The sequence below is a fragment of the Methyloversatilis sp. S146-33 genome, assembly GCF_059552495.1.
Genome location: NZ_JCANOT010000018.1, coordinates 248,706 through 270,914, shown reverse-complemented (window position 1 = coordinate 270,914; position 22,209 = coordinate 248,706). Strand labels below are relative to the sequence as shown.

Here is a 22,209-nt window from a genome sequence, read left to right as displayed (position 1 = left end):
CAGGGACTTAGCATTCCCCGTGCCAACTGCCGCAAACAGCTTTTCCGATTCGGGATAGTGCACCGCCGCGACTTTTCCGATTCCGGATAGTGGGGACGCCTTCCCGGTGATCGAATGAAAAAGAGGTTCCGCGCCGGGCGGAACAGATCCGGGAGAGGAAAAAATGTCGTCAACACTGAACGCGGCGGGGGCGGGCGGCCCACAGTCGCTGAAGAAGGTGCTGGGCCCGCTGCAGCTGTGGGGCATTGCGGTCGGGCTGGTTATTTCGGGCGAGTACTTCGGCTGGAGCTATGGCTGGAACTCGGCCGGTACGCTCGGCTTCCTGTGCGCGACCGTGCTGGTCGCCGCGATGTACGCGACCTTCATCTTCAGCTTCACCGAACTGTCGACCGCGATTCCGCATGCCGGCGGCCCCTTCGCCTACGCGCGCCGCGCCTTCGGGCCATTCGGTGGCTTCATCGCCGGCTTCGCGACGCTGGTCGAATTCGTTTTTGCGCCGCCGGCGATTTCGCTGGCCATCGGCGCCTACCTGAACGTGCAGTTCCCCAGCGTCGATCCGAAGATGATCGCGCTCGGTGCCTACGTCGTATTCATCGCGCTGAACTGGGTGGGGGTGAGCATCGCCGCCACCTTCGAACTGTTCGTGACGCTGCTGGCCATCTTCGAACTGCTGCTGTTCATGGGCATCGTCGCGCCGGGCTGGAGCATGGCGAACTTCGTCGCCAACGGCTGGGCCGGTCAGAACGAGTTCTCCGGCGTTGCGTTGGCGGGCATCTTCGCGTCCATCCCGTTCGCCATCTGGTTCTTCCTGGCGATCGAGGGGGCGGCGATGGCGGCCGAGGAGGCGCGCGACCCGAAGCGCACGATTCCGATCGCCTACGTCGCAGGCATCCTCACCCTGCTGGTGCTTGCCTTCGGCGTCATGATCTTCGCTGGCGGCGTCGGTGACTGGCGTCAGATTTCCAACATCAACGACCCGCTGCCGCAGGCGATGAAGGCGGTGGTGGGCGAGAACAGCGGCTGGCTGCACATGCTCGTGTGGATCGGACTGTTCGGCCTGATCGCCTCCTTCCACGGCATCATCATGGGCTACTCGCGGCAGATCTTCGCGCTCGCCCGCGCCGGCTACCTGCCGCGCTACTTCGCCGCGCTCAGCCCGCGTTTCCAGACGCCGCACCGCGCACTGCTGGCGGGGGGCGCAATCGGCGTGGTCGCCATCTTCAGCGACTCGTGGATCAGCTTCGGCGGCCAGACGCTGACCGCCAACATCGTCACCATGTCGGTGTTCGGTGCCATCGTCATGTACATCATGTCCATGGCCTCGCTGTTCAAGCTGCGCAAAAGCGAGCCGCTGCTGGAACGTCCGTACCGCGCGCCGTTCTATCCGGTATTCCCGGCCATCGCGCTGGCGCTGGGCGTGTTCTGCCTCGGCGCGATGGTGTGGTTCAACACGCTGCTGGCCGGCGTCTTCCTCGGTCTGTTCGCGCTCGCCTCGGCCTACTTCTTCCTGACCGGCCAGCAGCGTGCCGACGCGCCTGAAGACGTGATGCTGGCCGGCAGCCGCTGAGGAGAGCGCCATGGCTTATCGCGTGACGGTGGGCGGGGAGGCGTTCAGCTTCCCCGACCTGAAGACGGTGATGGCCTGCGCCAGCCCGGCCCGCTCCGGCGACGTGCTGGCCGGCGTGGCCGCCGGCTCCGCGCTGCGCCGGGTGGCGGCGCGGCACGCGCTGGCCGACATCCCGCTCGCCACCTTCCTGAGCGAAGCGCTGGTGCCGTACGAGGAGGACGAGATCACCCGCCTGATCATCGACAGCCACGACCGCGAAGCCTTCGCACCGATCGCCCATCTGACGGTGGGCGGTTTCCGCGAGTGGCTGCTCGACGACGCGGCCGACGCCGACACGCTGGCCGCAGTGTCGCCGGGACTGACGCCGGAAATGGTGGCGGCGGTGAGCAAGCTCATGCGCAACCAGGACCTGATCGCGGTGGCGCGCAAGTGCCGCGTGGTGACGCAGTTCCGCAACACCATCGGCCTGCCCGGCCATCTGGCGGTGCGGCTGCAGCCCAACCACCCGACCGACGACCTGCGCGGCGTCGCCGCCTCGACGCTGGACGGCCTGCTGTGCGGCGCCGGCGACGCGGTGATCGGCATCAATCCGGCGTCCGACAGCCTGCCCGCCATCGCCAGCCTGCTGCACATGCTGGACGAGCTGATCGAACGCTTCGACATCCCGACCCAGAGCTGCGTGCTGACGCACGTGACCAATACGGTGAAGCTGATCGAGCAGGGCGCGCCGGTGGACCTGGTGTTCCAGTCGGTCGGCGGCACCGAAAGGACGAACTCCTCGTTCGGCGTCAGTCTGGCGGTGCTCGACGAGGCGTATGACGCGGCGCTGTCGCTCGGTCGCGGCACGCTGGGCGACAACGTCATGTACTTCGAGACCGGGCAGGGCAGTGCGCTGTCGGCCAACGCCCACCATGGCGTCGATCAGCAGACCTGCGAGGCGCGCGCCTACGCGGTGGCGCGTCGCTACAAGCCGCTGCTGATCAATACCGTGGTCGGCTTCATCGGTCCTGAATACCTTTACGACGGCAAGCAGATCATCCGCGCCGGGCTGGAGGATCACTTCTGCGGCAAGCTGCTCGGCCTGCCGCTGGGTTGCGACGTCTGCTACACCAATCACGCCGAAGCCGATCAGGACGACATGGACACGCTGCTGGTGCTGCTCGGCGCCGCCGGCATTCCGTTCGTGATCGGCGTGCCGGGGGCGGACGACATCATGCTCAATTACCAGAGCACCTCCTTCCACGACGCGCTGTTCCTGCGCCGCACGCTGGGCCTGAAGCGCGCGCCCGAGTTCGAGCGCTGGCTGCAGACCATCGGCCTGACCGACCCGAACGGCGAACTGCTGCGCGGCAGCGGCCGCGCGCTGGTCGACGGCATCACTTCGCTGGCGGCGCTGCCCTCGCCGCGCGCCGCATGAAATCCACATCCATCTCAAACAGACCGGGAGCTTTCTTCATGACTTCGATCCGCTACACCACGCTGTTCTGTGCAGCCCTGTTCGCCGCCGCGCCGCTGGCACACGCCGAGGAGGCCGCGCCGGCCTCGGACTGGACCGTGCCGATGAGCGTCACGCTGGTCAGCGACTACATCTTCCGCGGCCAGTCGCAGACCTGGGGCGGACCGGCCCTGCAGTTCAGCATCGAGGCGGCACACCGTTCGGGTTTCTACGCCGGCTTCTTCGCCTCCAACGTGTCCGATCACTGGCTGCCGGGCGCAGCGGTCGAAACCGATCTCTATGGCGGCTATCGCACCAAGGTGGCGGACACGATAGGCGTCGATGTCGGCGCCGTGTATTACATGTACCCGGGTGCCAACTGGGACGATTCGCCCTTCACCGGCTTCAACGCGCGCAATCGTCTCGACACCGCAGAGGCCTATGTCGCGCTGAACTGGGAATGGCTCACCTTCAAGACCGGTCGCACGCTGAACGAGTACTTCGGCTGGAGCACCAACAACTCGCCGGTCAATGGTGGCTTCTTCGGCGACCTGTCGGCCGGCGTCACCGGCAACACGCGCGGTTCGCATTACTTCGAACTGAACGCTGCATACGACGTGGCCGAAGGGTGGAACGTCAGCGGTCAGATCGGTCGCCAGATCGTGCGCAATTCGACCGGACTGGACATCACCTACTACAAGGTCGGCGTCACCCGCGCGCTGCCGGATGGCTGGTCGGCCGGCGTGTTCTACTCGGCATCGAGCGAGCCGAACGCGTACAAGGACTTCGTCAGCCTGGACAACGGGCGGTCGGATTCCGACATTGCGAAGGACAAGCTGTTCGTCAGCGTGACCAAGGCCTTCTGAAATGGCGTCGGCCCCGGGCAGCGACGGCCGGGGCCGGCGCGAGGAACGTGAAGAGATGTGCGATGAAGGATGAAGACAAGGACGGCGCGCTGAGCGACAGCAAGGATGCCTGGGCGCTGTGGCGAAGTTTCACGTCGGCGCGCATCGGTCTGGGCCGCGTCGGCAACGCCGTGCCCACCGCGGAAGCGCTGGGCTTCGGTCTGGCCCACGCGCTGGCCCGCGACGCCATCCACACGCCGCTCGACGTGGTGGTGCTGGCCTCCGAACTGAGCGCGCAGGACTGGCCGGCATTGCCGGTGAAAAGCCGGGCGCCCGACCGCGAAACCTATCTGCGCCGGCCCGACCTTGGCCGCCGGCTCGACGCCGATGACCGCGTGCGGCTGGACGGCATGCGCGGCGAGGGCTGCGATCTGGCGGTGGTGATCGGCGACGGATTGTCGTCGGCGGCGGTGGCGCGGCACGCGGTGCCGCTGCTCGCGGCGCTGTATCCGTTGCTGCCAGAGGGCTGGTGCATCGCGCCGGTGGTGATCGCCACCCAGGCGCGCGTGGCGCTGGCCGACGAGGTCGGCGAGGCGCTGGGCGCACGCATGGTGGCCATGCTGATCGGTGAGCGGCCGGGGCTCAGTTCGCCGGACAGCCTGGGTGTCTATCTCACATGGGCGCCACGCGTCGGCAGGTCGGACGCCGAGCGCAACTGCATATCGAATGTGCGGCCCGAGGGCCAGCCCTATGGTGCTGCCGCCTATCGCCTGAACTGGCTGATGCAGCAGGCGAGTGCGCTGCGCCTCACCGGTGTCGGACTGAAGGACGAAAGCGACCACACGCTGCCGCTGATCGACCGGGCGGGCACGCCACGGCTGGACTGAGCGGAAAGGCGCGGTGGCAAAGAAAAAGGGCGACGCATCTGCGTCGCCCTGAAACCCGATTCAATCTGGTCGAATCAGGAGGAGGTTCGTGGGCTTCAGCGCTTGAGCTTCTTCATGCGCTCGGCTGGGGTGATGATGTCGGTGAGGCGGATGCCGAACTTGTCGTTCACCACCACCACCTCGCCCTGCGCAATCAGCGTGCCATTGACCAGCACGTCCATCGGCTCGCCCGCCATGCCGTCGAGCTCGACCACCGAGCCGTGCCCCAGTTGCAGCAGATTGCGGATGGAAATCTTGGTACGGCCCAGTTCCACGGTCAGCTGCACCGGGATGTCGAGGATCATTTCGAAGTCGCGCAGGCCCTCGGCAGGCTTGTTCGCGCTTTCCCCGAACTGCTGGAATATGTTCGCCGGCTGCGCCTCCACCGTTGCGTGGTCGGCGTCCAGTGCGGCGAGTGCTTCGTCTGCGGTGGTCTGTTCCGCCATCGCGGCGGCCCAGTCATCGTCACTGACTTGTTCTTCGGCTTCGGCCAGATCGCTCATGGTTTTTCCTCACCTGTCTTCTTGCCCTGGGCGCTCAGGGCGTGCTCGATCAACTCTTCCTCGCCGGCCATGAAACGCTCGATGCGCAATGCGTAGTGCCCGTTCTGAACGCCGTACTTGCACTGCAACACGTCTATGCCATCGACCGAGGCCGTCACCGTCTCTGGAATAGTTATCGGAATGATGTCGCCAACCTTTAGGTTGTTGAGGCCACCCAGCGTGAGCGAACCGTCGCCGAGGTTCACCGACAGTTCGACCGCGGCGTCCTGCACCTGACGTGTCAGCAGCTTGATCCACCGGTTGTCCGAACTGACGCTGTCGCTCTGCATCGACGAATTCAGGATGTCGCGCAGCGGCTCGACCATTGAGTAGGGCAGGCAGATGTGCATCTCTGCCGACACGCCGCCCAGTTCGACGGTGAAGGTCGAGGCGACGACGATTTCCGACGGCGTGGCGATATTGGCGAACTGCGAGTTCATCTCCGAGCGCATGTACTCGAACTTGATCTTGTGCACCGGCTCCCACGAGCGCTCGTACTCGGCGAAGAACACGTCGAGCAGGCCGTGGATGATGCGCTGCTCGGTCGCCGTGAAATCGCGCCCCTCGACCCGCGTATGGAAGCGTCCGTCGCCGCCGAACATGTTGTCGATGACCAGGAACACCAGATTCGGGTCGAACACGACGAGACCGGTACCGCGCAGCGGCTTCACCTGGACCAGGTTCAGGTTGGTCGGTACCACCAGATTGCGGATGAATTCCGAGTACTTCTGCAGGCGGATCGGGCCGAGCGAAATCTCGGCGCTGCGCTGCATGAAGTTGAACAGGCCGATGCGCAGGTAACGGGCGAAACGCTCGTGGATCAGCTCCAGCGTGGGCATGCGCCCGCGGACGATTCTTTCCTGGGTGCCGAGGTTGTACGGGCGAATGCCGCCGGTGTCGTCCTCCTGGACGGCTTCGTCGGTTTCGCCGGTGACACCCTTCAGCAGGGCATCGACCTCTTCCTGGGAAAGAAAGTCGGACATGATCTTCCTCGCTGTTCTCTTCCGCGCTACTGCACGATGAAGGAGGTGAAGAGCACCGATTCGACCGGACCTATCGGCTCTTCGGGCTCGCCTTTCCGGTTCCGCGGCACCTCGCCGACGATGGCATTGACCGCGTGCTTGATGTCTTCCGCCAGTTGCTCGCGACCTTCGGTGGTACCCAGATCGGAGGCTTTCTTGCCGGACAGCAGCATCAGCACACGGTGGCGAATCTCCGGCATATAGGCCTTCAGGTTGTCGGCTGCCGGCTGTTCATCGACGCGCAGTGTCGCTTTGACCTGCAGGTACTGGTCGACCGCGCTCTCCGGTTGCAGGTTGACAGTGAAGGGGTCGAGTTCGACGAAGACCGGCGGCAGGCCCTTGGCTTCCGCGTCCTTCTTCTTCTTCAGCTTGGCCTTCTTCGCTTCCTTGGCCGCCGCGTCATGATCGTCCTCGGCAACGACTTCTTCGCCGTCCTCGCCTTCGTCGGCATGACTGCCACCCATCATGAAGAAGGCCGCGGCGCCGCCCAGTATCACCACCACCAGCAATGCGATGATGATGACGAGCATCTTGTTGCCCTTCTTCTTCGGTGCGTCTGCTCCGGCTTCGTCCGGTGTGGCGGCTGCTTTGGCCATATTCGATGCTCCTGTCTGATTCGGAATTGTCGGCGGGCACACATGCCTTTCAATGTCCGAATAACGGCTGATTGATCCGTTTTTTTAGTGCCGGAGCGGTTTTTTGCTCGACAGGTGCATCCCGACCTTTGCGGCTGCCCCAGATTCCGGAGGTGAGTCAGGCGAACAGATCGACCAGTCCGGTGCCGCGCCGGGCTGTCTGGCTGACCGCAAGCTCGCCGCTGTCGCGACCGCGCTGGCCGCGCTGTTCTCCGCCCTGACCCTCGCGCGAGGGCTGGTCGCTGCTGACGTTCGCCTCGCCCAGCGAGATGCCACCTTCGGCCAGCATTTCACGCAGACGCGGCATCGCCTGTTCGAGCGCTTCGCGTACCAGCGGACTGGCCGATACGAATTGTGCGGTGCTCAGGTCGGAGCCGATTTCCAGCGTGATTTCGATGCGACCCAGGTGAGGCGGCGTCAGCACCAGTTCGGCCTTGCTCATGCCCTGATCGGCCAGCCAGCTGATCTGGTGTCCGACATCGTCGGCCCAGCCGGGCTGGCTCACCGGTGTGGCGACCGTCATCTCGGTCTTCGGCTGCTGGGCTGCCGCCATATGGGCGCGGAAGTCGGCGTGCTGTGCCTGCTGCATCGTACCGGTGGTGTTGTCGGCGAAGGCATCGGGCAGCACGTCGGCTGCGAGGTCGAAGTCCGGCAGCGTTTTGCCGTCCACCTCCGTTTCGCTGCCGGCCTGGGCGGCAATCCCTGCCGCCAGCGGCTCGGCATTGCCCTTGGCCGGCTTGCCGCCATTGCCGCCGGTGAGGTCAGACAATGCCGTCGTGGCTTCGCTTTCGCTGGAGGCAGCCGTTTTCAGCGCATCGGCCAGCTGCAGCACAGGCGTCAGCAGCAGGCCGGCGGCGAGCATGTCGGCGCCGCTCTGCGGTGTTTCGGTGGTGATCAGTTCCTGCGCGTCCTCGTCCGGCTTGATGGCGTCGGCCATCAGGTCGGCCAGCAGTTCGGGCGGAAGCTCGCGCCCCTGTCCGCTGGCCTGCAGATTGTCCTTGAGAAGGTTGGCGAAGGCGGCAGCGTCTTCGCCGCTGATTTCGCCAGCAATGCCGCGGATGTCTCCGACCGGGCCGGACGTGGCGAGTGGCGTGGATGAAGTGGGCAGGGTAAGCGTCGGTGCCGGCATGGTGATCTCTCCTGTGACGGAGGGACCACAGCACTATCCGTGCCAGTTGCCGGTACGGGTGGAGACGCTCAGTCGTCGTTGACCTGACGGCCTGAACGATCGTCGTTCACGCGCTGCTCGGCACGGGCCTGCTTGCGGGCAACGCCTGCGTGGTGGCGGTCGGACAGTGTTTCGAATGCCTTGACCCGGGTACGGGTGTCCAGCCATTCGCGCTGACCGGCCTGCGCGAGATCGCGCGAGCGTTCGACCTGCCTCTGCTGATGGCTGATCGCGTCGTCGATGCGGGCAAGAAAGGCGCGGTAATTGGACCACTGATTGGGCGTAAGACCACTGCGTGCGGCCGCCATGAACTGGCCCTGGTACTCGTTGCGGTACTGCTCGAGCATGTCGAGCTTGCGCGTGTTGTCCTGTTCGCTGGCCATCAGCGCAGCCAATGCACGGGCGGCTTCGTCCATGCGCGTGACGCTGAGATCCAGGATGGATTGGAGTCGGAATTGTTCAGCCATGACTTGAAAGCATCGTTCCGATCAGCGGGGCCGGGCGTGATCCAGATCACGCATTTTCGGCCAGTGACGGATTTTTGCAATCATGGCGTCTGACCGAAGATCTGGTGCAGCTTCATGACCGCATCCTCGTAGCCCTCGCGCTCGTCCATGCGCTGCTGCAGGAAGGCCTCCAGCGTCGGGAACATGTTCACTGCCTGGTCCAGTTGCGGGTCGGCGCCGGGTGCATATGCGCCGACGGCGATCAGGTCGCGCGCACGCTGATAGCGCGACCAGTAGCCCTTGAAGCGGCGCACCAGATCGAAATGACTGGGCTTGACCAGGCCGTGCATGGCACGCGAAACCGATTGTTCGATGTCGATCGCCGGGTAGTGGCCTGAGTCGGCCAACTGGCGCGTGAGTACGAAGTGGCCGTCGAGGATGGCGCGCGCCGAGTCGGCGATCGGGTCCTGCTGGTCGTCGCCTTCGGCCAGCACGGTGTAGAAGGCGGTGATCGAACCGCCACCTTCCGGGCCGTTGCCGGCGCGCTCGACCAGCTGTGGCAGGCGGGCGAACACGCTCGGCGGGTAACCGCGGGTCACCGGCGGCTCGCCGATGGCCAGCGCGATTTCGCGTTGCGCCATCGCATAGCGGGTCAGCGAATCCATGATGAGCAGCACGTGCCGCCCCTGGTCGCGGAACCATTCGGCCACCGTGGTGGCGTAGGCCGCGCCTTGCAGGCGCATCAGCGGGCTGGTGTCGGCGGGGGCTGCGACCACCACCGAGCGGGCGAGACCGGCGGCGCCGAGGATCTGCTCGATGAACTCCTTCACTTCGCGACCCCGTTCGCCGATCAGCCCCACCACCACGACCTCAGCGGACGTGAAGCGCGCCATCATGCCAAGCAGCACCGACTTGCCGACGCCCGAGCCGGCGAACAGGCCGATGCGCTGACCGCGGCCCACGGTGAGCAGCGAATTGATCGAGCGGATGCCGGTGTCCATCGTGCGCTTGATCGGCTCGCGCAGCAGCGGGTTGACGGCGCGACTGGCCACCGAGCGCGAATGACGGGTGATCAGCGGGCCGAGCCCGTCGAGCGGGCGGCCGGCGCCATCGACCACGCGACCGAGCAGGGCGTCGCCGACCGGCAGGTGCTTGGCGCGGTCGGAGGCGCGCCGGCGCGGCTCCAGCCGCTCGGTCGTTGTCGGTCGTTGCGGGGCGGTTTCGAGCGGGATGACCTGGGCGCCCGGCGCGAGGCCGACCACGTCGTCGGTCGGCATCATGAAAAGCTTTTCGCCGTTGAAGCCGACCACCTCGGCTTCGCAGCTGTTGCCGCCCGGGACCATGATGCGGCAGCCCGAACCCAGCGGCAGCTTGAGGCCGGCCGCTTCCATCACCAGACCGTTGATGCGGGTCAGGCGACCGGCGTGCTGATAGGGATTGACGCGTCCGGCGAGCGTGCCGCAGTCGGTCAGGAAGCCGGACCACTTGCGCACGTGCACATTCGGTTTGCCGGCCGCCTCCGGATGCTCGTCCGTGCTGTCCGCGCTGTCCGCGCTGTCCGGCTCCAACGTCGATTCAGTCATGTTCCAGCCACTCCGCGCCATCGACCAGCGATTCGACGATGCGGTCCCAGCGCGTCGGGACCGTGGCGTCGATCTGGCTGCCGCCGGATTCGACCTTGCAGCCACCGCGCGCGATGGCACCGTCCTCGAAGATGCGGTGACCGGCGTGCGTGAGCTGGTCGCCGATATGGCTGCGCACGACCGAGGCATCCTCCGGGTTCAGATAGATGGCGGTGTGCTGGTGCGGCAGCTGGTTGATTGCCTCGCGCACGACGGCGACCACTACCTCGGGATTCACCCGTATGGTCTGGCGCACGACGTTGCGCGCGATTTCGACGCCGAGGTTCAGCACCTCGCGGGCGATCGAGTTGTCGAGCGCTGCCAGAGCCTCTTCCAGTTGCTCGACGACGCTGTGCAGGCGCATCGCTTCCATGCGCACACGCGCCGTGCCCTCCTCGTAGCCGGCGGCATAGCCCTCGCGGTGCGCCTCCTGCTGCAGCTTCTCGATGTCGTCGGCGGTGGGAAAGCGGAAGGGCGCCGGCGTCTCGTCGTCCGTGTCGACCGCAGTCGCATTCTCCGGCGCCATCGCGGGGGGATGCGCTTGGTCGGCATCGACAGCCGGTTCCGGCGCCGGCGCAGGTGCGGCTTCCGGCGTATCGAACACCGGCATCTGCCAGGCAGTGAAGGATTCGCTGTTCATCGTGCGCAGCCTGCCTCAGAGCGGGCCATCGTCAAAGCATTTCCTCGCCACCCTTGCCACCCATGACGATCTGGCCTTCCTCGGCCAGGCGGCGGGCGATCTTCAGGATTTCCTTCTGCTCGGCCTCGACTTCCGACAGCTTCACCGGGCCGCGGCCTTCGAGGTCCTCGCGCAGCGCCTCGGCGGCGCGCGAGGACATGTTCTTGAATATCTTCTCGCGCAGTTCAGGCGAGGCACCCTTGAGCGACAGCACCAGCTGATCGCCGCTGACCTCGCGCAGCAGCGTCTGGATGCCGCGGTCGTCGATGTCGAGCAGATTCTCGAACACGAACATTTCGTCGACGATCTTCTGCGCCAGATCGGCGTCGTATTCCTTCACCGCATCGAGGATGGCCGACTCGTTGGCGCTGCCGACGAAGCCAAGGATTTCCGCGGTGGCCTTGATGCCGCCCAGCGTCGTCTTCTTCATCTTGGCCGAACCCGACAGCACGCGCGACATCGCCTCGTTCAGCTCGCGCAACGCCACCGGCTGCACGCCATCAAGCGTGGCGATGCGCAGTACCACGTCATTGCGCAGCCGTTCCACGAACAGCTTGAGCACTTCGGCCGCCTGGTCGAACTCCAGGTGGGTCAGGATGGTGGCGATGATCTGCGGGTGCTCGTTCTTGATCAGGTTGGCGATGGTGGCGGCATCGAGCCATTTCAGGCCCTCGATGCCGGCGGTGTCGGAGTCGTTCAGGATGCGCGACAGCAGGTGACCGGCGCGTTCCTCGCCCAGTGCCTTGGTAAGCATGTTGCGGATCAGCGTCTCGTCGGCCGACACGCGGCTGCCGGCAGCGGTCGCCTCGTCGAACAGGTCGAGCACCGCCTGCACCTTCTCGCGCGGCACGTTTTTCAGTCCGGCCATCGCGGTGCCGATCTTCTGCACCTCTCGCGGGCCGAGGTGGCGCAGCACCTCGGCGGCGGCGTCCTCGCCCAGCGTCACCAGCAGCAGGGCACTGCGTTCGATTCCTTCGTCATTCATCGCCGCTCACCCAGTGCTTGATCACTTCGGCCACCGCCTTCGGATCGTTCTTCGCGAATTCACGCGCCGATTCGAGCTTCGTTTCGAAGTCGAGCTGGGCCCGCGCTTCCGGCGACATCTCGAGTTGCGCAGCCGAGCCGCCGGCGAGGGCGCCCGGGATGGGCTGGCCGTTCTCGTCGAGTGTCACGTCGCGTACTTCGGGCTCGTTCTCGTCCGCTTCTGCCGGCGTGGTCAGATTGCGCACCAGCGGGCGCAGCACGCCGAGCAGCAGGTAGGCTGCGACGCCAGCGACCAGCAGATACTTCAGCAGTTCGCGCGCAAAACCCATGGTTTCCGGGTCTTTCCACAGCGGCGTTTCGGGCGCTGCATCGACCACTTCGGTGAACGGCGCGGAGGCGACATTGATCGTGTCGCCGCGACCTTCGTTGAAGCCCATCGCCTCACGCGTCAGCGCGGTGATGCGCTGAATTTCCTCCTCGTTCAACGGCACCTGTACCACCTTGCCGTCCTTGTCGGTCTCGGTCTTGTGGTTAACCAGCACCGCCACCGACAGCCGCTTGATCTGGCCGACCGACTGGCGGACGTGCTGCACCGTCTTGTCGAGCTCGTAATTGGTGGTCGAATCCTTGCGCGTATTGATCGGCAGCATTGCCGGCTGGCCGTTGGCGCCTTCGACCGCCGGCGTGCCCGGCGCCGGCGGCGTGGTGACCGGTGCGGTGGCCGGCGTCGGCGGCTGGTTGGTCAGTGCGCCCGGCACGCCGGCGGCATTCGGCTGATTGGTTTCCGACTCGCTGAGCTGCTGGCTGCGAATGGCCGCGTTCGGCGTCGGGTTCGGCTTGTAGGTTTCCGCCGTCTGTTCGGCCTGATTGAAGTCGATGTCGGCCGCCGTCTGGACACGGTAATTGCCGCGACCGACCAGCGGTTCGAGGATGCCCTCGATACGACGGATGGTGGCCGCCTCGATTTCGCCCACGTACTTCAGCTGGGTCGGGTTCAGCGACGCGTTGTCCTTGGCATCGCGGTTGTTCGACAGCAGATTGCCGTTCTGGTCGAGCACCGACACGCTGGTCGGCTGCAGCTGCGGCACGCTGGAAGCGACCAGATGCACGATGCCGCCGACCTGCTCCGGCGTCAGCGTGCGGCCGCCGAGCAGGCTGACCACGACGGAGGCCGACGGCTTCTGGTCGTCGCGCAGGAAGGCGCTCTGTTTCGGGATGGCCAGGTGAACGCGTGCGCCGTCGACCGCCGCCAGCGTACCGATGGTGCGCGCCAGCTCGCCTTCGAGGGCGCGCTGGTAGGTCACCTGTTCGGAAAACTGCGACTGGCCCAGCTTCTGGCTTTCCATCAGCTCGAAACCGACCGAGCCGCCGCGCGGCAGACCCTGCGCCGCCAGCTTCAGGCGGGTGTCGTGGACGAACTGCGACGGCACCAGGATGGCGTGGCCACCCTCGGAGAACTTGTAGGGCACGTTGCCCTGCTGGAGTGCGGCGACGATGGCGCCGCCGTCCTTGTCGTTGATATTGGAGAAGAGCACCTCGTAGTCGGGCGTACGGCTCCACAGCATCAGCCCGACCAGCAACGCGATGGCCATCGCCAGCCCGCCGGCCAGCGCCATCTTCTTCTGCATCGGCATTTCGGCCAGCCGTTGCTGGGCCAGTGCCAGCGGCGTTGCCGGCGAGGCGGGGGCGGCGTTCGGATCGAGTACGGCGTCGGCCATGGTTCGTCTCTTGCAAGTTGCTCGAATGCCGGGTGTCGACGCATCGGCACACCATCGAGGATGGGACGGATTCTCTGCCCCCCTCGCGCGTGGCGTTCCATGAATAAGGCGGGTTTTTGGCCGGCTGATTCCGGCCAATCCGTGGCTTGACGCTTGCTACGCTGGCACCATCGATCAATCCCCTGTCTACGACACGCATGTCAGAGCCGTCCGCCAGCGCCGCCGAACCGGCCCGCATTGCCCCCGAGGAGGCGGCGCGGCTGGCGGAGGCCTTCCGTCTGTTCAATGCCGCTTCGGCCGAACTGACCGAGGCCTATGGGGCGCTGGAAAAGCAGGTGGCCAGCCTGACCGAGGAGCTGGCGCAGGCCAACGGCGAGCTGCGCCGTCAGTACGAGGAAAAAGCGCGCCTGACCGATCGGCTGAGCACGCTGCTGAACCAGCTGCCGGCCGGCGTGGTCGTGGTGGATGGTGCGGGTGCGATCGAACAGGCCAATCCGGCCGCACTGGATATGGTGGGTGCGCGCGCCGGGGCAGGCTGGGAGAGCAGTGCCGCTCGACTGCAGCCGTCGGACGCACCGGCCGAATGGGACTGCATCGGCACCGACGGACAGCCGCGCAGGTTGTCGATGAGCGAGGCGCGGCTGGCCGGCGAGGATGCGCGCATCGTGCTGCTGCACGACATGACGCGTCAGCACGCGCTGAAGATCGCCGCCGCGCGCAACGAGCGGCTGGCGGCGATGGGCGAAATGGCCGCCTCGCTGGCGCACCAGTTGCGCACGCCGCTGGCGGCGGCGACTTTGTACGTGGGTACGCTGATTTCGCGTGACATGGCGCCGGACGACGTCAAGTCGATCGCCTCGCGCGCGCAGGGCCGGCTGCGGCATCTCGAACGGCTGATCCGCGACACGCTGATGTTCGCGCGCGGCGAGGTGCTGGGCCGCGAAGCGATCGATGTGGCAGCGCTGGTCGACGAACTTCAGCACACGGTCGAGCCGGTGGCGCGCCAGGCCGGTGTGCGGCTGACGGTGGAGACGGCGTCAGGCAGCGTGTCCGGCGACCGCAAGGCGGTGGCCAGTGCGCTGGTGAGCCTGCTCGAGAACGCGGTGCAGGCATGCGCTGACGGCGGGGAAGTGGCGCTGGCAGTCGAGGCGACCGAGGGCAGCGTCAGTTTCGTCGTGCGTGACAACGGTCGCGGCATCCCGCGCGAGATACAGGAAAGATTGTTCGAGCCCTTCTTCACCACGCGGGAAGAGGGGACCGGGCTGGGGCTGGCGATCGCACGCGGCGTGGCGCGCGTGCACGGCGGCGACATCGAATGCGAGTCCGCGCCGGGCGCGGGCAGCCGTTTCACCTTGCGCCTGCCTGCGCAGACGCCTGAAGACGTAGTGCTGGAGAACGGGCAATGAGCGAGAAGCTGAACATCCTGGTGGTCGAGGACGAACCCAATCTGCGCGATGCGCTGTGCCTGGCGATCGAATGCGCCGGCCACCGCGTCATCGGCGCCGCAGACGGCCCGCAGGCGCTGCGCATGATCGAGCGCAACACCGGCGAGCACGCGCTGAACCTGGTCATCACCGACCTGAAGATGCAGCCGATGGACGGTCTCACGCTGTTGCGCGAAATCCGCGCCCGCGAGCCGGTTCTGCCCGTGCTGCTGATGACCGCCTTTGGCGACGTCGAGAAGGCGGTGGCGGCGATGCGCGCCGGCGCCTGCGATTTCCTGCTCAAGCCCTTCGAACCGGACGTGCTGCTCGCTCACATCGACCGCTACGCCGCACCGGTGGTGGCACCGACCGACATGGTGGCGGAGGACGCCCGCACCCGTCAGGTGCTGGGCCTTGCGTCGCGCGTGGCGAAGTCCGAGGCGACCGTGCTGCTGACCGGCGAGTCCGGTACCGGCAAGGAAGTGTTCGCGCGCTACATCCATCAGCAGTCGGCGCGCGCTGGCAAGCCCTTCATCGCGATCAACTGCGCGGCGATTCCCGACAACCTGCTCGAAGCGACGCTGTTCGGCTACGAAAAGGGTGCCTTCACCGGCGCCACGACCGCACAGGCCGGCAAGTTCGAACAGGCCGACAGTGGCACGCTGCTGCTCGACGAAATATCCGAAATGCCGCTGTCGCTGCAGGCCAAGCTGCTGCGCGTGCTGCAGGAACGCGAGGTCGAGCGCGTCGGCGGCAAGAAGCCGGTGCCGCTCGACATCCGCGTGTTGGCCACCAGCAACCGCGACATGGAAGCCGAGGCGCGCGCGGGTCGCTTCCGCGAGGATCTCTATTACCGCCTGAACGTGTTCCCGATCGCCATTCCGTCGCTGCGCGAGCGGCCGGGTGACATCGTGCCGCTGGCACGCCACTTTCTCGCGGCCTGCGCCAAGGCGCAGGGCAGGGCACTGAAGCTGGGCGAATCGGCGGCGGCAATCCTTGCCGGCCATGACTGGCCCGGCAATGTGCGCGAACTGGAGAACACCATGCAGCGCGCCGCCATTCTGGCGCCGGGTGATGCGGTCGAGGCGGAGCACATCGTGCTCGGCAGCCAGCGTGTCGCGCCGCGTCCGGTGAGTGAACCGGCGCCGACCTTGGCTGCTGCGGCGCCGGTGCCCGCCGCGAACGATGCGCCGCCGAATGCCACGCCGGACGCGCCGGTCAAGGTGAAATCGGTGCGCGACATGGAACGCGACCTCATCCTCGAAACGCTGGCCGCAGTCGGTGGTTCGCGCAAGAAGGCCATCGAGAAACTCGGCATTTCGGAACGCACGCTGCGGTATAAACTTGCGCGTTACAAGGCGGATGGTCTGCTGCGCGAGGGGTAAGTCGAGCGCTTTGCCTGCTTGGCCCGGTTATTGCAAGGAAACCGCTGAACAGGTCATGAACGCCGAAATTGCCTCGGCGGACAGTCCGTAACCGGCATTTTTTGCCGGCGGGCACAGGAGAAACTGCATGAACACCAGCCTCAACCAGATGATTACCGAGCTGCGCTCGACCGCGCAGACCGCGGCGAACAAGCCGGTCGGCAAGGTCGATGCGGCGTCCGGCGGCGCTGACTTCGGCGAGGCGCTGAAGAACGCGATCGAACAGGTCAATGCGGCGCAGCAGGAAGCGCAGAAGATGTCGGAAGGTTTCATCACCGGCAGCAATACCGAAGCCAACCTGCAGGACGTGATGATCGCGTCGCAGAAGGCCAGCCTGTCCTTCCAGCAGATGGTGCAGGTGCGCAACAAGCTGGTGAACGCCTACCAGGACATCATGAACATGAGCGTCTGAGCGTCTGAGCGCCGACGCGCATGACCTCGACAGGGACCGGCCACAAGGCCGGTTTTTTTTCGTCCGGCTCGCCGGCACCCTCCTTCAATTGACAATAGTTCTCGTTTGAACGAAGCTCATAGAACCTGAGTGTCGGTCCTTCGCGCCGGCCGGGGTATGCCGGAACGACACTTCCGCATTGCCGTTCCGACCGCAGTTTCGCCAGCCCGTCGGCGTCCGCCGCCTCGCAAGCCTCCGCGTCCATCCGTCGCCAGCCGCGCCCGCCGCCGGGCCGCGTTGCCAGCCTCTTCGTCCTTCGTCGGCGGTGCCTGCACCGCCGATCCGATTGCAGAGGTATCCCGATGTCAGTACCGATCAACGTGACGCTGCCGGCCGTTCGCGTGCTGCTGCGCACTGCCGCATGCAGCCTGATTGCGCTGTGCATGGCGGCGCCCGCGTTCGCCGGCCACTTCCCGATGTACGCCGCCTGGGCGCAGCAGGATGGGCCGGGCAGCGCCCTCACCCTGACTTACAGTTTCACCAATCTGCTCGACGGTAGCCTGCTCGATGGCGCGACCGGCGCGCCGCTGCCCGCGTCGCTGTTGCGCAGCGCGTTCGAACGGGCGCTGTGGGACTACGCCGCGGTGCTGCCCATCCACTTCGTAGAGGTGAGCGATAGCGGACCGTTGCCGGAAACCGGCGAGTACGAGCCGACCGGGCTGGCCGACATCCGCGTGGGGCAGGTGGCGCACATCGCCGACGCGAATGCCTATGCCTATTTTCCGTTCTCGCCGGACAGCGGTCTGGCCGGCGACATCGTGTTCAACGCCGGCCGGTTCGGCGCCGACTGGACGCCGCTCTGGGTCTACGCGGTCGCGCAGCACGAGCTGGGTCATTCGCTGGGCATGGGGCACTACGTCAACGACGATCCGGTCACCGTCGGACCGGCTGCATTGCTGGCTTACGAAGGTCCGGTTTTCCCGCTCGACGAGGCCACACGCGCCGCGCTGCAGGGCGTGTATGGCGCAGGCGTCGGTTCGGTGACGCCGCTGTCGCCGGTGCCGGAGCCGGGCGCTTCGGCGCTCATGCTCGCCGGCCTGATCGTGTTGCGCGCGAGGACGCAGCGTCGCACATCGCGGGGGAGCGGACGTCATGGCTGAACGTGCATGCAGACTTCACCGGCGGAGCGCTCGCATGGCGCTCGCCCTGGCGCTGTTCGCCGGCGTTCCGAATGCGGTGTCGGCACTGCAGATCGAGTTCGACTACCGCTACGACACGCGCGGCTTCTTCACCGATCTGGCGACCGGTGAGCCGCTGGCCGAACGTCGCGCGTTGCTCGATCTTGCCGCGTCGTTCTACGGAGGCTTCACCGACACGCTGACTGCCATCGCACCCGGAGCAGACGACAACTGGTCGGTGTCCTTCGTGCATCCCAGCCTCGGCGGCCCGGGCGTGACGCTGGTGAACGAAACGATCGCCGCCGACACGCTGCGCATCTACGTCGGCGGCTCGCCGAGTGCGCCCGGCGTGCTCGGCTTCGCCGGCACCGGATCAAACCTGCAGGTCAGCGGTGACGCGGATTTCGTCGACGCGGTGAGGACGCGCGGGCAGGCCGGTATGGCGCAGGGGACCGACTATGCCACCTGGGGGGGCTACATCTGGTTCAACGCCAGCAACGACTGGTACTTTGGCCCGGACGCCGGCGGTCTGACTGCGGGCCGGCCCGACTTCCTGACCACCGCGACGCACGAGATCGGACACATTCTCGGCTTCGGCGAAGCCGACACCTGGTATGCCAATGTCGATCCCGACAGCGGGCTGTTCGTCGGCGCGAACGCGGTCGCGGCCTACGGCGGTGGCGTGCCGCTGGACCGCTACGGCAGCCACTGGGCCGAAGGTACGCACAGCCTGCGCGACGGCGTGCTGCAGGAAACGATGATGGATCCGAGCACGCCCGCTGGCGAGCGCCAGCTGCCGACTGCGCTCGATTATGCCGGTTTCGCCGATATCGGCTGGCAGGTGTCGGCGGTGCCGGAGCCGGCCGGCTGGGCGCTGCTGCTGAGCGGTGTCGGCGTCGTCGCGGTCCGGACGCGGCGCCGGCGCATCTGCCTGGCAGAAGTCGTGCGCAGGTGAGCGGACGCGGGCTTCGCTCTCATCCGGCACGCAGGTGCGGCGTTACACTGACCGCCGGAGGAGACGTCCATCATGAAAATCCGCTTTCTCGGCGCGGCCGGTACGGTCACCGGTTCGCGCTATCTCCTGACACATGGCGGTCATCGCCTGCTCGTCGACTGCGGCCTGTTCCAGGGCGTGAAGAACATCCGCAGTCGCAACTGGAAGCCCTTCCCAATCGCGCCGCGCGATATCGAGGCGGTGGTGCTGACGCATGCCCACCTCGATCATTCCGGCTTCCTGCCGCGACTGATGCGAGAGGGCTTTCACGGCCCGGTATGGTCGACTTCGGCCACCCGCGAACTGGTCGACATCCTGCTCGAAGACAGCGCCCATCTGCAGGAGGAGGACGCCCGTCACGCCAACCGCTACGGCTACAGCAAGCACCACCCGGCGGAGCCGCTTTACACCTCGGACGATGCGCGGCAGGTGATGAAACAGTTCCGCAGCGCCGGTTTCGACGAGCCGGTGGAGATCGGGCCGTTCCGTATCACCTTCACGCGCGCCGGCCACATCCTCGGCGCGGCCAGCGTGCGCGTCGACTGCGCCGGGCGGAGCGTCACGTTCAGCGGCGATCTCGGGCGTCCGGACGATCCGGTCATGCATGCGCCGGACCGTCTCGCCGCCACCGACTGGCTCGTGCTCGAATCGACCTATGGCGACCGCCTGCACCCGGATGAAGATCCGTACGAAACGCTGGCCGGCATCGTGAACCGCACGGCTGCGCGAGGCGGTACCGTGCTGCTGCCTTCGTTCGCGGTCGGCCGTTCGCAGGCGCTGATGTACCTGCTGTCGCGCCTGATGGACGAACACCGTATCCCCGAACTTCCGGTTTTCCTCGACAGCCCAATGGCGATCGACGTGACCGGCGTGTTCCGTCACTTCCGCAGCGAGCATCGGCTGACCCAGGATGCCTGCGACCGGCTGCATGCCATGGTCACCTACACGCGCTCGCCGGAGGAGTCGGAAGCGCTGGCGTCCAACCGCTACCCGAAGATCATCATCGCTGGCGCCGGCATGCTCAACGGCGGCCGCATCCTGCATCATCTGATCGCCTTCGGAGCCGACCCACGAAATGCGGTGGTGATCGCCGGTTACCAGGCCGAAGGCACGCGGGGCGACGCACTGCTCAAGGGCAAGCGCAGCCTGCGCATCTTCGGTCGCGATGTACCGATAGCTTGCGAGGTGGCACAGGTCGAAGGCCTGTCAGCGCATGCCGACTGGAAAGAAATACTCGAGTGGCTGCGTCCGGTCGATCGCGCTCCGCAGTGCGTGTTCGTCACGCACGGCGAGCCGGTCGCCGCCGACAGCCTGCGGCAGAAGCTCGAGCACGAACTCGCCTGGTCGGCGCAGGTCCCGGAGCAGGACGAAGAGTTCGACCTTGGCTGAACCGATGCCCGTCGGCCGTGATTGGAGCCTCGCCGCGGTGCTCAGAGCACCGGCGGCGGTTCGTTGATCAGCGCCCAGAACACGCCCATCTGCGTCACCGTGCGCGAGAACTGATCGAAATCGACCGGCTTCACGACATAGGCGTTGATGCCCAGGCTGTAGCAGCGACGCAGGTCGGGGTCTTCCTTCGATGAACTCATGATGATGACGGGCAGCGCACGCATGTCTTCGTCGGCGCGCAGTTCGGTCAGCATTTCGATGCCGTCCATGCGCGGCATGTGCAGGTCGAGCAGCACGAAAAGCGGCACCTCGCCGCTGCGGTCGGCGTAGCTGCCGCGCTTGTAGAGGTAGTCCAGCCCTTCCGCACCGTCGCGTACGACGACGATCTCGTTTGCCAGATTCAGCACGCGCAGGCCGAGCAGCATCAGTTCGACGTCATTGTCGTTGTCATCAACGACAAGGATTTCACGCAAGTGCAGCGACATCGTTGGCTCCCGTAGGGTGGGTGGCGTCGGCCGGGGGTGGGTCGGATGGGTTGGGAAGGGTGAAGTGGAAGCTGGCGCCCTGACCTGGCACGGCCTCCGCCCAGATGCGGCCGCCGTGCCGATCGACGATGCGCTTGACGTTCGCCAATCCGATGCCGGTGCCTTCGAATTCGGCGGCGTGATGCAGTCGCTGGAATACCCCGAACAGCTTGCCGGCGTATTTCATGTCGAAGCCGGCGCCGTTGTCGCGCACCTGGAAGGTGTATTGGCCATCGTTGTCGCGCTCGCATTCGATGCGGATGCGAGCCGGGTTGCGGCCTCGCGTGTATTTCACGGCGTTGGCGATCAGGTTGTAGAAAACCTGGAACATCAAGGCCCGGTCGGCGCGAATGCGCGGCAGCTCACCGATGCTGATATCGAGCTCACGTCCGTCGAGGTCGGGAGCCAACTCTTCGAGCACGTCGTCGACCAGGGCGCGCGTATCGCAACGTTCGAGATGCATCTCGGCGCGGCTGGCGCGGGAGAACGCAAGCAGTCCTTCGACGATGTCGCTCAGATGCCGCACCGAGGCGCGGATGCGCTGCAGATAGCTCAGCGAGGCCGGTTCGGTGTCGATGACGCCGAGGCGATCGCCGAGTACGCGCGCAAAACCGTCGATGTGGCGCAGCGGGCCACGCACGTCGTGCGCAATGGCATAGGACACGGCTTCGAGTTCCTCGATCTGCAGGCGCATCCTTTCGTTCATTGCCTGCAATTGCGCTTCGGACTGTTGCCGGCGCTCGATTTCGGCCCGCAGTTCCTCGTTGGCGCGACGCAGGCTGTCGGGCGAGGGCAGGGCGAGCGCCAGTGGAATCAGTCGCCACAGCAGGATGGCCGTGGCCAGCGACACCAGGGCGGTGAAGGCGCGTATCCAGCCGTCCAGCCAGAAATCGGGGTTCCACAGCGTCCACACGTCCATCACGTGGGTGACGCCGCAGGCCATGATGAACACGCCGAACATGACGAAGGCCGACCGGAAGCCAAGATCGGCGCGCTTTCGCACGAACACCCACAGCGTGATCGGTATCGTGAAGTAGGACAGTGCGATCAGCGTGTCTGACAGCACGTGCAGCAGCAGCAGATCGCGTTGCCACGAAAAGCAGTAGCCGTGTGGAAGAAGGGTGTTCAGTTCCGTCATGGTGCTGCCGCTCCGAAGACGTCGCGCATCGCCCGAACGCTCGCGTTGACGAGCGCACTATAGCTCGCGCACTACCGGAGGCGTGCGCGTTCACCCATCAGTGTGGTCGGGTGCTGTGACAGCGTGACGCGGCACGGGGTTTCCGTGCGGGCAGGGTC

At 66.1% G+C, this 22,209-nt stretch carries 21 protein-coding genes; 10 read left to right on the top strand and 11 right to left on the bottom strand.

Going from position 1 to position 22,209, the window contains the following annotated elements:
• Positions 1 to 163: 163 nt before the first annotated feature.
• The 4 genes from eat (at position 164) to eutC (ending at position 4,734) form a co-directional block, all read left to right on the top strand.
• Entirely contained in the window at positions 164 to 1,567 is a 1,404-nt protein-coding gene (eat, locus tag AC51BJ_RS05510) for an ethanolamine permease (protein WP_430434637.1), read from the top strand.
• Positions 1,568 to 1,577: 10 nt separating this feature from the next.
• Positions 1,578 to 2,984, top strand: coding sequence for an ethanolamine ammonia-lyase subunit EutB (locus AC51BJ_RS05505; protein WP_496279574.1), 1,407 nt, complete (start codon positions 1,578 to 1,580; stop codon positions 2,982 to 2,984).
• A 38-nt stretch (positions 2,985 to 3,022) separates the two neighbouring features.
• Positions 3,023 to 3,868 carry a TorF family putative porin gene (locus AC51BJ_RS05500; RefSeq protein ID WP_496279573.1) on the top strand — a complete coding sequence of 282 codons (846 nt, stop codon included), beginning with the start codon at positions 3,023 to 3,025 and terminating at the stop codon, positions 3,866 to 3,868.
• A 62-nt stretch (positions 3,869 to 3,930) separates the two neighbouring features.
• Entirely contained in the window at positions 3,931 to 4,734 is an 804-nt protein-coding gene (gene eutC / locus AC51BJ_RS05495) for an ethanolamine ammonia-lyase subunit EutC (protein WP_496279572.1), read from the top strand.
• 95 nt (positions 4,735 to 4,829) lie between these two features.
• On the opposite strand, the gene fliN is transcribed toward eutC, so the two are convergent.
• The 9 genes from fliN to fliF form a co-directional block, all read right to left on the bottom strand.
• The gene (gene fliN / locus AC51BJ_RS05490; RefSeq protein ID WP_020165341.1) at positions 4,830 to 5,276 is read right to left on the bottom strand and encodes a flagellar motor switch protein FliN; all 447 of its coding nucleotides are present in this window, start codon (positions 5,274 to 5,276) and stop codon (positions 4,830 to 4,832) included.
• Entirely contained in the window at positions 5,273 to 6,298 is a 1,026-nt protein-coding gene (fliM, locus tag AC51BJ_RS05485; protein ID WP_496279571.1) for a flagellar motor switch protein FliM, read from the bottom strand. Before fliM ends, fliN begins: the two co-directional genes overlap by 4 nt.
• Positions 6,299 to 6,324: 26 nt before the next feature.
• Positions 6,325 to 6,933, bottom strand: coding sequence for a flagellar basal body-associated protein FliL (locus tag AC51BJ_RS05480; RefSeq protein ID WP_430434633.1), 609 nt, complete (start codon positions 6,931 to 6,933; stop codon positions 6,325 to 6,327).
• A gap of 157 nt (positions 6,934 to 7,090) precedes the next feature.
• Entirely contained in the window at positions 7,091 to 8,101 is a 1,011-nt protein-coding gene (locus AC51BJ_RS05475) for a flagellar hook-length control protein FliK (protein ID WP_430434632.1), read from the bottom strand.
• Between the two features lie 68 nt (positions 8,102 to 8,169).
• On the bottom strand, positions 8,170 to 8,607 hold the full coding sequence (fliJ, locus tag AC51BJ_RS05470) for a flagellar export protein FliJ (RefSeq protein WP_024300331.1): 438 nt from the start codon (positions 8,605 to 8,607) through the stop codon (positions 8,170 to 8,172).
• Positions 8,608 to 8,687: 80 nt separating this feature from the next.
• The gene (fliI, locus tag AC51BJ_RS05465; protein ID WP_496279570.1) at positions 8,688 to 10,169 is read right to left on the bottom strand and encodes a flagellar protein export ATPase FliI; all 1,482 of its coding nucleotides are present in this window, start codon (positions 10,167 to 10,169) and stop codon (positions 8,688 to 8,690) included.
• Positions 10,162 to 10,848: a flagellar assembly protein FliH gene (locus AC51BJ_RS05460; RefSeq protein ID WP_430434630.1), complete on the bottom strand. Its 687-nt coding sequence runs from the start codon at positions 10,846 to 10,848 to the stop codon at positions 10,162 to 10,164. Before AC51BJ_RS05460 ends, fliI begins: the two co-directional genes overlap by 8 nt.
• Positions 10,849 to 10,879: 31 nt before the next feature.
• Complete coding sequence (gene fliG / locus AC51BJ_RS05455; RefSeq protein ID WP_020165334.1) at positions 10,880 to 11,872, bottom strand: flagellar motor switch protein FliG; 993 nt, start codon at positions 11,870 to 11,872, stop codon at positions 10,880 to 10,882.
• Positions 11,865 to 13,589: a flagellar basal-body MS-ring/collar protein FliF gene (gene fliF / locus AC51BJ_RS05450; RefSeq protein ID WP_020165333.1), complete on the bottom strand. Its 1,725-nt coding sequence runs from the start codon at positions 13,587 to 13,589 to the stop codon at positions 11,865 to 11,867. Before fliF ends, fliG begins: the two co-directional genes overlap by 8 nt.
• Before the next feature lie 197 nt (positions 13,590 to 13,786).
• Between fliF and AC51BJ_RS05445 the strand changes: the two genes are divergently transcribed.
• The 6 genes from AC51BJ_RS05445 to AC51BJ_RS05420 all read left to right on the top strand — a co-directional run bounded on the left by AC51BJ_RS05445 (position 13,787) and on the right by AC51BJ_RS05420 (position 20,389).
• On the top strand, positions 13,787 to 14,995 hold the full coding sequence (locus tag AC51BJ_RS05445; RefSeq protein WP_496279569.1) for a sensor histidine kinase: 1,209 nt from the start codon (positions 13,787 to 13,789) through the stop codon (positions 14,993 to 14,995).
• Complete coding sequence (locus AC51BJ_RS05440; RefSeq protein WP_496279568.1) at positions 14,992 to 16,398, top strand: sigma-54-dependent transcriptional regulator; 1,407 nt, start codon at positions 14,992 to 14,994, stop codon at positions 16,396 to 16,398. Before AC51BJ_RS05445 ends, AC51BJ_RS05440 begins: the two co-directional genes overlap by 4 nt.
• A 127-nt stretch (positions 16,399 to 16,525) precedes the next feature.
• Positions 16,526 to 16,849, top strand: a complete 324-nt coding sequence (gene fliE, locus AC51BJ_RS05435; protein WP_019917450.1) for a flagellar hook-basal body complex protein FliE — start codon at positions 16,526 to 16,528, stop codon at positions 16,847 to 16,849.
• Between the two features lie 341 nt (positions 16,850 to 17,190).
• Positions 17,191 to 17,988, top strand: coding sequence for a zinc metalloprotease (locus tag AC51BJ_RS05430; RefSeq protein ID WP_496279567.1), 798 nt, complete (start codon positions 17,191 to 17,193; stop codon positions 17,986 to 17,988).
• 34 nt (positions 17,989 to 18,022) lie between these two features.
• On the top strand, positions 18,023 to 18,961 hold the full coding sequence (locus AC51BJ_RS05425; RefSeq protein WP_496279566.1) for a PEP-CTERM sorting domain-containing protein: 939 nt from the start codon (positions 18,023 to 18,025) through the stop codon (positions 18,959 to 18,961).
• A gap of 72 nt (positions 18,962 to 19,033) precedes the next feature.
• Positions 19,034 to 20,389 carry an MBL fold metallo-hydrolase RNA specificity domain-containing protein gene (locus AC51BJ_RS05420; protein WP_496279565.1) on the top strand — a complete coding sequence of 452 codons (1,356 nt, stop codon included), beginning with the start codon at positions 19,034 to 19,036 and terminating at the stop codon, positions 20,387 to 20,389.
• A gap of 41 nt (positions 20,390 to 20,430) precedes the next feature.
• On the opposite strand, the gene AC51BJ_RS05415 is transcribed toward AC51BJ_RS05420, so the two are convergent.
• Positions 20,431 to 20,874, bottom strand: coding sequence for a response regulator (locus AC51BJ_RS05415; RefSeq protein ID WP_304002398.1), 444 nt, complete (start codon positions 20,872 to 20,874; stop codon positions 20,431 to 20,433).
• A complete protein-coding gene (locus AC51BJ_RS05410) occupies positions 20,855 to 22,051 on the bottom strand; it encodes a sensor histidine kinase (RefSeq protein ID WP_496279564.1) in 1,197 nt (398 codons plus the stop codon). Before AC51BJ_RS05410 ends, AC51BJ_RS05415 begins: the two co-directional genes overlap by 20 nt.
• Between the last annotated feature and the right edge of the window lie 158 nt (positions 22,052 to 22,209).

What these genes read in the sequence shown, in the direction of transcription:
- fliN (WP_020165341.1), bottom strand. Translation starts at nt 5,276, where the DNA reads ATGAGCGATCTGGCCGAAGCCGAAGAACAAGTCAGTGACGATGACTGG.
- AC51BJ_RS05440 (WP_496279568.1), top strand. Translation starts at nt 14,992, where the DNA reads ATGAGCGAGAAGCTGAACATCCTGGTGGTCGAGGACGAACCCAATCTG.
- fliE (WP_019917450.1), top strand. Translation starts at nt 16,526, where the DNA reads ATGAACACCAGCCTCAACCAGATGATTACCGAGCTGCGCTCGACCGCG.
- fliM (WP_496279571.1), bottom strand. Translation starts at nt 6,298, where the DNA reads ATGTCCGACTTTCTTTCCCAGGAAGAGGTCGATGCCCTGCTGAAGGGT.
- AC51BJ_RS05410 (WP_496279564.1), bottom strand. Translation starts at nt 22,051, where the DNA reads ATGACGGAACTGAACACCCTTCTTCCACACGGCTACTGCTTTTCGTGG.
- AC51BJ_RS05420 (WP_496279565.1), top strand. Translation starts at nt 19,034, where the DNA reads ATGAAAATCCGCTTTCTCGGCGCGGCCGGTACGGTCACCGGTTCGCGC.
- eat (WP_430434637.1), top strand. Translation starts at nt 164, where the DNA reads ATGTCGTCAACACTGAACGCGGCGGGGGCGGGCGGCCCACAGTCGCTG.
- AC51BJ_RS05430 (WP_496279567.1), top strand. Translation starts at nt 17,191, where the DNA reads ATGTCAGTACCGATCAACGTGACGCTGCCGGCCGTTCGCGTGCTGCTG.
- AC51BJ_RS05460 (WP_430434630.1), bottom strand. Translation starts at nt 10,848, where the DNA reads ATGAACAGCGAATCCTTCACTGCCTGGCAGATGCCGGTGTTCGATACG.
- fliI (WP_496279570.1), bottom strand. Translation starts at nt 10,169, where the DNA reads ATGACTGAATCGACGTTGGAGCCGGACAGCGCGGACAGCGCGGACAGC.
- fliF (WP_020165333.1), bottom strand. Translation starts at nt 13,589, where the DNA reads ATGGCCGACGCCGTACTCGATCCGAACGCCGCCCCCGCCTCGCCGGCA.
- fliG (WP_020165334.1), bottom strand. Translation starts at nt 11,872, where the DNA reads ATGAATGACGAAGGAATCGAACGCAGTGCCCTGCTGCTGGTGACGCTG.
- eutC (WP_496279572.1), top strand. Translation starts at nt 3,931, where the DNA reads ATGAAGGATGAAGACAAGGACGGCGCGCTGAGCGACAGCAAGGATGCC.
- fliJ (WP_024300331.1), bottom strand. Translation starts at nt 8,607, where the DNA reads ATGGCTGAACAATTCCGACTCCAATCCATCCTGGATCTCAGCGTCACG.
- AC51BJ_RS05475 (WP_430434632.1), bottom strand. Translation starts at nt 8,101, where the DNA reads ATGCCGGCACCGACGCTTACCCTGCCCACTTCATCCACGCCACTCGCC.
- AC51BJ_RS05425 (WP_496279566.1), top strand. Translation starts at nt 18,023, where the DNA reads ATGGCGCTCGCCCTGGCGCTGTTCGCCGGCGTTCCGAATGCGGTGTCG.
- AC51BJ_RS05500 (WP_496279573.1), top strand. Translation starts at nt 3,023, where the DNA reads ATGACTTCGATCCGCTACACCACGCTGTTCTGTGCAGCCCTGTTCGCC.
- AC51BJ_RS05445 (WP_496279569.1), top strand. Translation starts at nt 13,787, where the DNA reads ATGTCAGAGCCGTCCGCCAGCGCCGCCGAACCGGCCCGCATTGCCCCC.
- AC51BJ_RS05415 (WP_304002398.1), bottom strand. Translation starts at nt 20,874, where the DNA reads ATGTCGCTGCACTTGCGTGAAATCCTTGTCGTTGATGACAACGACAAT.
- AC51BJ_RS05505 (WP_496279574.1), top strand. Translation starts at nt 1,578, where the DNA reads ATGGCTTATCGCGTGACGGTGGGCGGGGAGGCGTTCAGCTTCCCCGAC.
- AC51BJ_RS05480 (WP_430434633.1), bottom strand. Translation starts at nt 6,933, where the DNA reads ATGGCCAAAGCAGCCGCCACACCGGACGAAGCCGGAGCAGACGCACCG.